General features: G+C 60.5%; 14 protein-coding genes. 5 read left to right on the forward strand and 9 right to left on the reverse strand.

What is annotated here, in order from left to right; genetic code table 11:
• On the reverse strand, window positions 1-840 hold an 840-nt coding region (locus AC1DWF_RS25715), incomplete at its 3' end, for an NADP-dependent oxidoreductase (protein WP_476842201.1).
• A gap of 96 nt (window positions 841-936) precedes the next feature.
• Between AC1DWF_RS25715 and AC1DWF_RS25720 the strand changes: the two genes are divergently transcribed.
• Window positions 937-1,347 (forward strand): winged helix-turn-helix transcriptional regulator, encoded by a 411-nt coding sequence (locus AC1DWF_RS25720; protein WP_476784528.1) that lies wholly within the window; start codon window positions 937-939, stop codon window positions 1,345-1,347.
• Between the two features lie 87 nt (window positions 1,348-1,434).
• Here AC1DWF_RS25720 and AC1DWF_RS25725 read toward each other — a convergent pair whose 3' ends face one another.
• Window positions 1,435-1,812, reverse strand: coding sequence for a flagellar export protein FliJ (locus tag AC1DWF_RS25725; protein WP_476784522.1), 378 nt, complete (start codon window positions 1,810-1,812; stop codon window positions 1,435-1,437).
• Between the two features lie 451 nt (window positions 1,813-2,263).
• Here AC1DWF_RS25725 and ctrA point away from each other — a divergent pair, with 451 nt between their 5' ends.
• Window positions 2,264-2,959 (forward strand): response regulator transcription factor CtrA, encoded by a 696-nt coding sequence (ctrA, locus tag AC1DWF_RS25730; RefSeq protein ID WP_476787921.1) that lies wholly within the window; start codon window positions 2,264-2,266, stop codon window positions 2,957-2,959.
• 133 nt (window positions 2,960-3,092) lie between these two features.
• Here ctrA and AC1DWF_RS25735 read toward each other — a convergent pair whose 3' ends face one another.
• Together AC1DWF_RS25735 and chpT are read right to left on the reverse strand one after the other, a co-directional pair.
• Window positions 3,093-3,461, reverse strand: coding sequence for a response regulator (locus tag AC1DWF_RS25735; RefSeq protein ID WP_476786713.1), 369 nt, complete (start codon window positions 3,459-3,461; stop codon window positions 3,093-3,095).
• A 321-nt stretch (window positions 3,462-3,782) separates the two neighbouring features.
• Window positions 3,783-4,412 (reverse strand): histidine phosphotransferase ChpT, encoded by a 630-nt coding sequence (chpT, locus tag AC1DWF_RS25740; RefSeq protein WP_476786714.1) that lies wholly within the window; start codon window positions 4,410-4,412, stop codon window positions 3,783-3,785.
• Between the two features lie 343 nt (window positions 4,413-4,755).
• On the opposite strand from chpT, the gene AC1DWF_RS25745 reads away from it, so the two are divergent.
• Together AC1DWF_RS25745 and AC1DWF_RS25750 are read left to right on the forward strand one after the other, a co-directional pair.
• Complete coding sequence (locus AC1DWF_RS25745; RefSeq protein ID WP_476787922.1) at window positions 4,756-5,337, forward strand: DUF1134 domain-containing protein; 582 nt, start codon at window positions 4,756-4,758, stop codon at window positions 5,335-5,337.
• A 201-nt stretch (window positions 5,338-5,538) separates the two neighbouring features.
• Window positions 5,539-6,666, forward strand: coding sequence for a coiled-coil domain-containing protein (locus AC1DWF_RS25750; RefSeq protein WP_476781520.1), 1,128 nt, complete (start codon window positions 5,539-5,541; stop codon window positions 6,664-6,666).
• 6 nt (window positions 6,667-6,672) lie between these two features.
• On the opposite strand, the gene AC1DWF_RS25755 is transcribed toward AC1DWF_RS25750, so the two are convergent.
• From AC1DWF_RS25755 to AC1DWF_RS25775, 5 genes are all read right to left on the reverse strand, one after another.
• Window positions 6,673-7,476 (reverse strand): TrmH family RNA methyltransferase, encoded by an 804-nt coding sequence (locus tag AC1DWF_RS25755; protein WP_476842202.1) that lies wholly within the window; start codon window positions 7,474-7,476, stop codon window positions 6,673-6,675.
• Between the two features lie 57 nt (window positions 7,477-7,533).
• Window positions 7,534-7,830: an ArsR/SmtB family transcription factor gene (locus tag AC1DWF_RS25760; RefSeq protein ID WP_476781522.1), complete on the reverse strand. Its 297-nt coding sequence runs from the start codon at window positions 7,828-7,830 to the stop codon at window positions 7,534-7,536.
• 131 nt (window positions 7,831-7,961) lie between these two features.
• Window positions 7,962-8,726 (reverse strand): HugZ family pyridoxamine 5'-phosphate oxidase, encoded by a 765-nt coding sequence (locus AC1DWF_RS25765; protein WP_476787923.1) that lies wholly within the window; start codon window positions 8,724-8,726, stop codon window positions 7,962-7,964.
• Between the two features lie 145 nt (window positions 8,727-8,871).
• Window positions 8,872-9,633 carry a 3-hydroxyacyl-CoA dehydrogenase gene (locus AC1DWF_RS25770; protein WP_476781524.1) on the reverse strand — a complete coding sequence of 254 codons (762 nt, stop codon included), beginning with the start codon at window positions 9,631-9,633 and terminating at the stop codon, window positions 8,872-8,874.
• 93 nt (window positions 9,634-9,726) lie between these two features.
• Window positions 9,727-10,263, reverse strand: a complete 537-nt coding sequence (locus AC1DWF_RS25775; protein WP_476781525.1) for a GNAT family N-acetyltransferase — start codon at window positions 10,261-10,263, stop codon at window positions 9,727-9,729.
• Between the two features lie 273 nt (window positions 10,264-10,536).
• Between AC1DWF_RS25775 and AC1DWF_RS25780 the strand changes: the two genes are divergently transcribed.
• Window positions 10,537-11,526 (forward strand): glutathione S-transferase family protein, encoded by a 990-nt coding sequence (locus AC1DWF_RS25780; RefSeq protein WP_476781526.1) that lies wholly within the window; start codon window positions 10,537-10,539, stop codon window positions 11,524-11,526.
• Window positions 11,527-11,754 lie beyond the last annotated feature (228 nt).

Consider the following 11,754-nt stretch of genomic DNA (forward strand, 5'->3'; position numbering starts at 1 on the left):
GACATGGACCTTGAGCTTGCCGGACACCGCCAGCTTGGCGAGTTCTTCCAGCCCTTCGCGGTCGGGCCGCACCGAAATCCGCTCGATGCGAATGCCGCTCGCTTTGGCGTCGGATTTGGCCTTTTCGCTGGTTTCAAGCAGGGCGACGAGCACGCCACCCTTGCGCAGTACCTTCAGCGATTTTTCGGCATGGTCGCCGCCCAGCGGCTCAAACACCATGTCGACCTGGCCCACCTTGGCAATAAAATCGTCCTTGGTGTAGTCGATCACCTCGTCGGCGCCCAAGGAGCGGACAAAATCGACCTTGCCCGGGCTTGCGGTGGCAATGACGTAGGCGCCGCGCGCCTTGGCGATCTGTACCGCGAGATGGCCGACACCGCCCGCAGCCCCATGGATCAGCACCCGCTCTCCCGCCTTGAGCTTCCCTGATATCACCAGGCCCTGCCAGGCGGTCAGTCCGGCGAGGGGAAGGGCTGCCGCCGCCGCATGGTCGAGCGCTTCAGGCTTGTGCGCCAGTTCGCTTGCCGGGACTGATGCAAGCTCGGCATAGGCGGCCGCCTGCGCAGGGAAACGTGGCATGCCGAAAACCTCGTCGCCTGAAACAAAGCCGTTGGCGCTCGGGCCGACAGCCTCGACGATGCCGGACAAATCCCAGCCGAGCACGAAAGGCGGTTCACCCAAAAGCGGGTAAAAACCGCCGCGCACCGCGGCATCGACGGGATTGACGCCCGCAGCCTTGACACGGATCAGCACTTCGCCTGCTTTGAGTTGCGGTGTGGGCTGGTCGGCGATCTCAAGCACTTCGGGTCCGCCGACGGTGTTCTGGGTAATGGCACGCATGGGAAAGTCCTCCTTGGGATGAATGCAGGTGCCACTATCATTTGGATAGTATCATTCTCTTGTCCAGTATGTACCTACATGATATATAGGTACCTCATGGATAGCGATTGCGCACCTGACACACCCTTCGGCTACGACGCCTTCAGGCGCGAATGCATGTCGCACACCGTGCTTGAGATGCTGGCGAGCAAATGGGTCTATCTGGTTGTCGGGGCTTTGAAGCCTGGCAGGCGGCGCCATGGCGAGCTTGCCCGCAAGGTCGAAGGCATAACGCCCAAGATGCTGACGCAGACGCTGCGCATTCTGGAGCGTGACGGGCTGGTGCGGCGCGAGATCTTCCCGGTCATCCCGCCGCGCGTCGAATATGAGCTGACTGAACTGGGACACAACCTTGCCGAGCTGCTCAACCAGATCAGGGTCTGGGCTGAGCGCCACGCGCCTGAAATTCGTGATTCGCGCGCCCAGTCGCTGGCCGGCGAGAATGAGCCGGCTGAATTTTTGGCCTAGGGCCAAGGTGCTTCCCGATGGACGCTTGAGTCGGGAGCCTTACTAGCGCTGGTTGTCCTGCGCTAACTGTCTGGAAAATATCTGCTTTTAGCCGATCATCGCGCTGCGTCCGCCGGCCTCGGCGTCGCGGGTGCTGCGGTCGCGCGATTCCAGCATCTCTGCCTTGGACAGCTCCGCTTCAGCTTCGGAGAGTAAGGATTCGGCTGCGGCGCGCTGTTGCGCCAGGTCATGCTGGGAGTTTTTGAGATTGTCACGTCGTTGCCGCGCGGCTTTGGCGAAGGTCGGATAGGCGAAATGATTGAGATCAGTGATCCCCGCCTTCTTTTCTTCGGCGACGATCTGCAGTTCCAGATCGTTGGCCATGCGGTCGAACTCGGCAATCATCGAATCGAGCTGCATCAGCTGCCGGCGCTTTTCGTTCACCTGAAACTGCTTGAGTCTGACCAGGTTCTCACGTGATTTCATGACCCGATACTCCCGAACACCGAAAAACGCACTTCTAACCGCCTACTGCGGCCCCGAGGGACCTCGCCGCAACCGAACCGGTTTTGAACTCCCGGATATGGAAAACAAACTTTTAAAGTTTTTCTCCGCCGGTAACCATTCGTTTACGCGCATCGTTAATCATATCCATCGAGACTTAAGACCCGGTAAAGATTCTGGTTTTCGCCGCGAATGTGATCGGGTCGTCTCCGGAGTCGCTTAGTCAGCCTTGTTAATGCGTCGCGTTAAGATGTTGACCGTGTGATTCATGTTTAGATTCAAGTGGGTGTATGCGCCGGTTAAAATTTCTGATATGGTCTTCCATACGAAATTAGGTTTTGTTAACCATTCGATGGCAGCCTCCGATTCAGTAGCACTGGGCCGGTATGGATTGGACCGCGAAGAGGTTCCGGCAGCAGAAAAGGGGATATGAATGCGCGTTCTGCTGATAGAAGACGACAGTGCAACCGCACAGAGCATCGAATTGATGCTCAAATCGGAGAGCTTCAACGTCTATACGACCGATCTCGGCGAAGAAGGCGTCGATCTCGGCAAGCTTTATGATTACGATATCATCCTTCTCGACCTGAATCTGCCTGACATGTCGGGTTACGAGGTTCTGCGCACTTTGCGCCTGTCCAAGGTCAAGACGCCGATCCTGATCCTCTCCGGCATGGCCGGTATCGAGGACAAGGTGCGCGGCCTCGGCTTCGGCGCCGACGACTACATGACCAAGCCGTTCCACAAGGACGAGCTGGTGGCGCGCATCCATGCGATCGTCCGCCGTTCGAAGGGCCACGCCCAGTCGGTCATCATCACCGGCGAGCTGATCGTCAATCTCGACGCCAAGACCGTCGAGGTTGGTGGCCAGCGCGTGCACCTGACCGGCAAGGAATACCAGATGCTGGAGCTGCTTTCGCTACGCAAGGGCACCACGCTGACCAAGGAAATGTTCCTCAACCACCTCTATGGTGGCATGGACGAGCCGGAATTGAAGATCATCGACGTCTTCATCTGCAAGCTTCGCAAGAAGCTCGACGCTGCTTCCGGCGGCCAGAGCTTCATCGAAACAGTCTGGGGACGCGGCTATGTGCTGCGTGAGCCGGAAGAGCTTCGCGAAATCGCCTGATTTTCTTGCACTACCTTCAGTCAAACCCGGCCTCCGTGCCGGGTTTTCTTTTTTCCAGAGCGCATTGCATGCGAATGAGCGCTTGCGATTTGCGCTTCGCCGACCTTTGTCCGGACCTCTGCGCCAGGCCGGTTCAGGCGGCTACGTCGAAGGCGCGGAAGCGGTCGAGCAGTTGCGGCCGGGTGAACGGCTTCAGCAGATAGCCTTGCGCACCGGCGCGCTTGGCGCGCATGATGGCGCCGATGTCGACCTCTGTCAGGCAGATCGCGATCTGCGGTTTGACCCGGCCGTCCATGGCGCGGACGCGGCGGATGAAGTCGGCCGGCGTCATATCCTCCAATGCGCCGTCGACAACGATGATTTCAGGCATGTCATAGGCGCACATGTCGAGGCCCTCAGCACCGGTCGAGGCTTCGACGACAGCCAGGTCCGGGCCGTTCAGGATGCGTTTGGCGACTTTGCGAATGACGCTCGAATCATCGACGAACAGGCAGCGCTTCATATCCCGTTCCTCTTTTCGGGAGCCGAGCGCGCCAGACGCGCCGGGGTGTTTCTTGGACCCTAGCGTTGTTGCGTAAAGAAGCCGAAAACCCGGATGGTAAAAAACTTGGAAATATCGGCGGAAAGGGATGTTTTCTGCCGCGCGCCAAGCGTTCGCTGGCTGGTCTCAAGTTTTTGAGGACCGGCAGTGGAGTACCGGCAGATCGACGCCGATTGTCTGGCTGATATGCTCGCAAACATCAGCCAAGTCATGAGCGATCACCAGGCATGACCTAGCGATCGTCCTAAGCTGGTCTTTAGCTATACAGAAAGTCGAGTGCTATCACTCGGCTGTCAGCAGGATCTCTTCGGGCGTTGCATGGATCGAGATCGTCATGCCGGCCTCGCGTGCCAGAAGCAACGCGTAGTAGGGCTGCACCGAATGGGCGTCGATCGGCTCTTCCGGCCTTTGGCCGGTATGCAGTTCGAGGAACTTCGGCGGCACGCGCAGCATCGGGCCACTGGCCGACAGGGTGAATTTCGGCGCCGTATCCACGTTTTCAAGCAGGACGTTGAGCTTGCCGCCGCGCGGGATCGCGGCATGGGCGACCAGGAGCAGGTTAAGCAGCAGCTTGACCTTGTTCTTGGGCAAGAGCGCGCGGCCGCCACTCCAGATCAGTTCCGGCTTTTCGTTCTTGAAAAAGGCTGATGCAACCGATTCGGCGTCGCCGGTGTCGATCAACATGCCGGCCGAGCCGGCCGCACCAAAGGCGATGCGCGCGAACTGCAGACGTGCCGAGGCATTGCGGGCGCTGGTGCGGATGAGGCGCATGGCGTCTTCGTCGGCACCGCCTTCGTCGAGCAGCTCAAGACCGTTGTTGATAGCGCCAACCGGCGAGATGATGTCGTGGCAAACCCGGCTGCACAGCAGTGCTGCAAGGTCAGGAGCGGAAAGCGTCAACAATTCGGCCATGAACGGCATCCCTCGGGCAAATGGCTTGAACCACAATAATGGGGCCACGGCACCCGGCTGGGCGAATCAGGGCTGGCCTTGCAGTCCTCTTGGTTACACAGCGTCGCCTCATGCGGCAAGAAACAGCAGCTAAAGGGTGCGTGAAATGCTTGCTTTTCTGCGTAAATCAAGGCTTTCCCACTCATGGGCATGCCTTCGATCCGCCATCTTCGTAGGCCAGTTTAATGGTTGAAAAAGGATTACGGCATAGTTTGCCGGAGTTGGACCAGCCAGCCGCCAATCAAGAGCAGCAGCGGGTCCGGGGCGTCGGAGAGAGTGTGCTCCCAGACGGAGATTTGGAAGCATGATTTCCCGATTCTATGGCCGGACGTTTGCCCGGCTTGTTGCCGCGATGTTCGTCCTTGTCGGCGTTCTGGCATTTTCGACATCTGCGTCGCGCGCGCAGCAATACACCTCGCAGGAGATCCTTGATTCCGGCCATCGCTTTTTTGGTTCGACTTCGGGCGGTCTCGCCAGTGTCGTCGAAAAGGTCTTCGCGTCTTACGGTCTGCCGAACGGCTATGTCCTCGGCGAGGAGGGTTCCGGCGCCTTTGTCGGCGGCCTGACCTACGGTGAAGGCACGCTCTACACCAAGAATGCCGGCGACCATAAGGTCTACTGGCAGGGGCCTTCGCTAGGCTGGGATTTCGGCGGGCAGGGCTCGCGCACCATGATCCTGGTCTACAATCTCGATGACGTGAACAATCTTTACGATCGTTATGGCGGTGTCGCGGGTTCGGCCTATGTCGTTGCCGGTGTCGGCTTCAACGTTCTCAAGCGCGGTAATATCCTGCTGGTACCGGTACGTACCGGCATTGGTGCCCGGTTGGGGGTTAATCTCGGTTACTTGAAACTGACCCAGCAGCCGACCTGGAATCCGTTCTGATCGCGTACGGATCGGGCGGATATTACAACCGCACCGCGCGTCTTGATGGACGCGCAAAAGAGCTGAACAGCCAAATCTGTGCATGATCCCTAGTGAAAATCGATTTCGATTTTCGGGGTCATGCATAGCATTTGCAGCGGTGCTGGATTCCTGCCATGGGAACATGGCAAACTCGCGCCTGTCCGTAACGGGTAAAGTGCTTTGGTCCAGTCAATCCTGTTTTTCGTTCTTGGCTTTCTGACCGCCGGATTTTTCGTGCTGCTGATCGCGCCTGCGGTGTGGCGGCGCGCCGTCTCGGTCACCCGGCAGCGGGTCGAGGCCAAACTTCCAATGACGCTGGAAGAAATCCGCGCGGACAAGGACAGTCTGCGCGCCGAGCACGCCATGGCGCTACGCAAGGTCGAGGTCCAGCTCAAGGCGTCGCAGGAAAAGGTACTCTCGCAGGCCGTCGACCTCAGCCGCATCCGTGAAGCGCAAAAGGTCGTGGTTACCGATCATGCCGACGAAGAGCGCGTTGTGGGCGAACTCGAGGCCAAGCGCGGCAACCTGCGCGGGGAACTCGGCAAGCGCGACGAACAGATCAAGGCGCTGGTTGCCCAACTCGCCGAAGCAGAACGTTTGCTGGAGCAGCGCGCACAGCAGGTCGAAGAAATCGGCGGACTGTATGACGAGGCCAGCCTGTCTTCGAGCAATCGCCAGATTGAACTGGTGAACCGCGAAAGCGAGTTAGGCAAGCTGTCGGACGACATGTCGATGCTGCGCCATCAACGCAATGATGCCGACCAACGCCTGAGCGAACTCGAAGCCGACAACAAGGCCGTGCGCGAGGCGTTGAAAGCGGAGACCAGGCGTGCTGGCGAACTTGACAGGAAATTGCAGGAAATGGCGGCGTCGCTGGACGATCGCGACGACAAGATCGAGCAGCGCGAGGGCGAACTTGCCCATGCGCGTGAGCAACTGAAAAGCCCGCAAGGCGCGCAGGAGACCAACAGCATGACCAACGGAGCCGCTCCGTCGCTCGAGCGCGAACGCCTTGAAGGCCGGCTGACCACGCTGACGCGCGAAAACAAGCGGCTCAAGGGCGAGCTTGCCCAGGCGGGGCGCAACGCTTCGACCCCCGGCCAGGATTCGCAACTGCGCGAACAGATGCACGAGCTGGCCGCTGAAGTCGTCGCACTTACGGCACGGCTCGAAGGGCCGGATTCGCCGATTGCCGGCGTTCTGGCCAAGGCCGGCGACAGCCGTGCTCCGAGCAATGGCGAAGCGCCGCCGGTGATCAGCCTTGCCGATCGCGTCCGGGCGCTGCAGAAGTCGCCGGCTGCCGAGTAGGCTTGCTCAGTTAGTGGCGTCCGTGAAGTGATGCAGCGCGATCGCCGAGGCCGCCGCGACATTGAGGCTGTCGAAACCCGGCGCCATCCGGATACGTGCCGTCGTCAGCCGTTTCAACAGCGGCTCGGGCAGGCCTTCGCCTTCGGTGCCGAGATAGAGCGCCAGCCGCTTCGGGCGCTTTAGGTCGCGAATGTCGGCCTTGCCTGCAGGCGATAGCGCCAATTGCTCGAAACCATGGCGTGACAGTGCATCGGCGAGTTCGCTGGCCGTTCCCCCTGCGGTGAACGGCACTTTAAGTGCGGCGCCGACCGAGACCCTGATCGCCTTGCGGTAGAGCGGATCGCAGCAGGTTTCGTCGAGCAGCACCGCATCGGCGCCGAAGGCCGCGGCGTTGCGGAATATCGATCCGATATTGTCGTGATTGGAGATGCCGACCGGCACAGCCACCAGTGCACGTTCGGGCAGGGCGCTTAGCATGTCATCGACCGAAATCGCCGTGCCCTTGAGACCGATGGCAAGAATGCCGCGATGCATGTGAAAGCCGGYGATGGCGTCGATGACCCCGCTTGAGGCGACATAGACAGGCATGCCTTCGGATGCCTGTCTCAGCGTCTCGGTCATGCCGGCGAGGCGATTTTCGAGAACCAGCACCGACTCTGCCGCAAAGCGCCGCGCGCCAAACAGCACGTTGAGCACAACCTTGCCTTCGGCGACGAAACGCCCTTCGCGGCCGACAAGGTCACGCTCGCGTATGTCGAGATAAGGAGCGACACGCGGGTCGGCAGGGTCGTCGATGCGGATGATGTTCATGGCTGCTTCATAGCGGAGGGCAGGCCGCCATGGGAGCCTGGAAAGGGCTGGATCGTTTCAGGCGTCTTCGAAAATGCCTTCCAGTGTGCCGAGGAGCTTGCGCACGGCGTCGGACTTGCAGGTGTAATAGATCATCTGCCGGTCGCGCCGCGTTTCAACCAGCTCTTCGTTGCGCAGGCGCGCAAGATGCTGGGACAGTGCCGATTGGCTCAACGATACCTTCTCGGCGATAGCACCCACCGACATCTCCGTGTCGAGCAGGTGGCTCATGATCATCAGCCGTTTTTCGTTGCCCATAAGCGTGAGCAAGGAGGCCGCAGCTTCAGCATTGGCCGTCAGTTTTTTCGGTTTCATGGGTACCCCGTGTATCCGCAATGCTTTCCGGCGTCATGGGGGCAACAACGCCGAATTACCAAGCCAGCTCGTCAGTGGAATCGATAGCCGAATCTAGCTTCTTCAGCACAAATCAGCTTTCACTCAAAAAATCAAGACTTGGCTGCGCGACCTTCCTTTGCCATTTCGACAAGGCTTCGTCTGAGATCCGCTGCCTCTGCAAGCATTTCAGGGAAGAGCACGCGGCCGGTCTCGTCGCCCGATGCCAGATCCATCCCCTCCGGATCAAAGCCGCTGAGCACCCAGTCTTTGTCGGCGAGCTTGCCGAAGTGGCTGGCATAGATGGCGATTGCCTCGCGATGGTCGGCGTTCATGTGATCGAGTGCTGACTGCTCGGCCCCAGCAATCATCTCCACCGCCGCGCCTGCCAGAAGGAGGTCGTCGCGGGTCAGCAGATAGGCCTTGCCAAAACCGCCATTGAGGTTGGCGCGCTCCAGTTCGAGCCTGAACACCGCGAAATCGCCGAGCCCGGCATAAAGCTTTGCCTTGGGATTGCGGTTGAGATAGCGGCGCTCGGGGCGGGCCTGCTCGGGCGTGCCGCGCTCCAGGCGAACTGCCTGGCAGAACAAGGTGATACGTGGATAGGCGAGCGGGTCACCCTTGCCGATCTCACCGACCAGAAGCGAGCAGCGCGGATCGGCGACGATGCCCTTGGTGTGGGCGGAAAGCCCGGAGATCAGGATCAGCGGCGTGCCATCGACGTCGGTGGCAGTGCCGACACGGCTGGCGAGAGGTGAGCCGGTCTCAGGTTCGATGACGGCAAGCGCGCCGTGGCGGGCCGTGCGCATCAGTGAGCGGGCAAGCGCTATCGCCTGGGCATCGGTCTCGCGAATGACGTCTTTCTTGCGCTCTTCCACTGCTTCACCACTAAATATGACTAATCTAATCTACTTATCGAAAGCAGCGCAGGCTTGGCAAGAGCATCCGTCGGCCAAATGCAAAACAGCCCCGGAAGCTTGCGCTGCCGGGGCTGAGGATATTCGATTTTGGGACGTTCGGCGCCTATTTCGGTGCCATGCGGATCGCGCCGTCGAGACGGATGGTTTCGCCGTTGAGCATCTGGTTCTCGACGATGTGCAAGGCAAGGGCCGCATATTCGGATGGCTCGCCGAGGCGCGGCGGGAAGGGGACCGCAGCTCCCAGGGAATCCTGCACCTCTTGCGGCATCGCTGCCATCATCGGGGTCTTGAAGATGCCGGGCGCAATGGTTGCGACGCGGATGCCCGAGCGGGCGAGGTCGCGCGCGATCGGCAATGTCATGCCCACGACACCGCCCTTGGAGGCGGAGTAGGCGGCCTGGCCCATCTGGCCGTCATAGGCTGCGACCGAGGCTGTGCTGACGATGACGCCGCGCTCGCCGCCCTGCAGCGGCTCGAGCTTCGATGCGCCTTCGGCAAACAGGCGGATCATGTTGAAGGAACCGATCAGATTGACCTCGATCACCTGGCGGAACACGCTGAGCGGATGGGCGCCGTCCTTGCCCACCGTCTTCACGCCGACGGCGATGCCGGCGCAGTTGACGAGGATGCGCGCGGTGCCGAGCTTGGATTCGACTTCGGCGAAGGCTGCGACCGCGCTTTCTTCGTTGCTGACATCGCAACGCACGGCGATGCCGCCAATGTCGGCGGCAACCTTTTCGGCGCGTTCAAGGCTGAGATCGAAGATCGCGACCTTGGCGCCCTTGGCTGCGAGTGCGCGTGCGGTGGCTTCGCCAAGGCCGGAGCCGGCGCCGGTGACCACTGCGATCTGCCCATTTGGATTCATGTCAGCCTAGTCCTCTGTTGCTGTGAATGAATGCTCTACCGCATCGGCCCGAAAACCGTAATCGGTTTCGGTTGTCGCAGGCTCGCGCTTGGCTCAGGCGGGCTCGGGCGCGCGCTCCGGTGTCTTGGCCGAATCGGCATGGCAGACCTCGCCGGAAAGCAGCGCCACGGCACCCGGCACGATCTCGTGCGCGAGCAGGCGGTTGAGATCGACGGGGCGCGGCATTTCAATCTGGCCGCGCGGAATGCGGGCGAAACCGAGCGGCCCGTAATAGGGTTCGTCGCCGACTAGGACCACAGCCGGCTCGCTTGCCTTCGCGGCTGCGGCAAGCGCCATGGCTACGAGTTTGCGGCCGATGCCCATGTTCTTGAAGTCGGGACGCACGGCAAGCGGACCAAGCATCTGCGCGCGCCCTTCGCCGGCTGCAATTGGCGTCATCCTGACCGAGGCGATCACCTGGCCACCATGCATGGCGACAAAGGAAAACGAGCGGTCGTGGGGGCCGCCTTCGCGGATCTTGTAGGCTGCGCGAGTGAAGCGGCCGGGCCCAAAGGCTTCGGCATTGATGTCGTCGATTTCGAGGTCGTGCGCCGGGGTTTCCGGCAGATAAGTCACGTCGGCGAGGGTCATGTTCTGTGCAGTCCGGTGTCCTGGGATGAGGTGCCGCGAGCCAAGCCGCAGCATTCGCAAGTCAGCGCTTCAAGCGCGTGCGCTCATTCGTCGTCGGTCGATCCGGATATTTGCAAAACAATGTGACATCGAAATGCCCGCTAGCATCATTTGAAGCGTCCGTCCATCGTGCATTTGAGTGATGTGCGCCTGCTGTTGACGATCCGTTCAGACAGTCGCCCTTCGGATTGGGCCCGTCGTGTCCTACATGGTGGCAAACGAAAGGATTTTACGATGGGATTGCTGGTCGAAGGCAAATGGCAGGACCGCTGGTACGACACCAAGTCGACAGGCGGCAAATTCGTGCGCTCGCATTCGCAATGGCGTGACTGGATCACGGTCGATGGCAAGCCGGCGGAGGGCCGCACGCGCGGCTTCAAGGCCGAGCCGGGGCGTTACCACCTCTATGTCTCGCTCGCCTGTCCCTGGGCGCACCGGACGCTGATCTTCCGCGCGCTGAAGAAGCTCGAAGACATCATCTCGGTCTCGGTCGTGCATCATTTCATGGGCGAGAATGGCTGGACCTTCCGCACCGACGATGGCGCCACTGGTGACACGCTCTACGGCCTCGACTTCCTGCACCAGATCTACACCAAGGCGGATCCGACCTATTCGGGCCGCGTCACCGTGCCGGTGCTGTGGGACAAGAAGGAAAAGACGATCGTTTCCAACGAATCGTCCGAAATCATCCGCATGCTGAACTCGGCTTTCGACGAATGGGGCGATGCCTCGCTCGACTTCTATCCCGAAAAGCTGCGTAGCGAGATCGATGCGGTCAACGATCTGGTCTATCCCTCGATCAACAATGGCGTCTATCGCGCCGGCTTCGCCACCACCCAAATCGCCTATGAGGAAGCCTTCAACGAGATGTTCGCGGCCCTCGACACGCTGGAAGAGCGGCTGTCGCACCAGCGCTATCTCGTCGGCAACCAACTGACCGAGGCTGACTGGCGGCTGTTCACGACGCTTGTCCGTTTCGACCCGGTTTATGTCGGGCACTTCAAGACCAATTTGCGCCGCATCGCCGACTATCCGGACCTGTCGAACTATCTGCGCGAACTTTATCAGGTGCCCGGAGTGGCCGAGACCGTGAACCTGCTTCACATCAAGGCGCATTATTACGGCAGCCACACCGGCATCAATCCGACCGGCATCGTTCCGGTGGGGCCAGAGGTCGACTTTATGGCACCGCATAACCGGGGGAAACTGCTGAAGGCGGCGTGAGCCTGCATTCAGTTGGTGCCTCCTTCGAGGCTCGCTCCGCTCGCACCTCAGGATGAGGGAGGTTAACGCCTCCTCGCTTGTTCTGAGGTGTTTGTGGCCATAAGCGGGATCTCAAAGCGCACGCGTTTAAGAAGAGGCGGCCAGAGTGCCAAGGCCCTCATCCTGAGGTGCGAGCGGTGCGATCCTCGATGCACCGCTTCTTTCACCAATAGGGCGACGCTGTCACTC

The sequence above is a fragment of the Aminobacter sp. P4_D5 genome, from assembly GCF_056401815.1.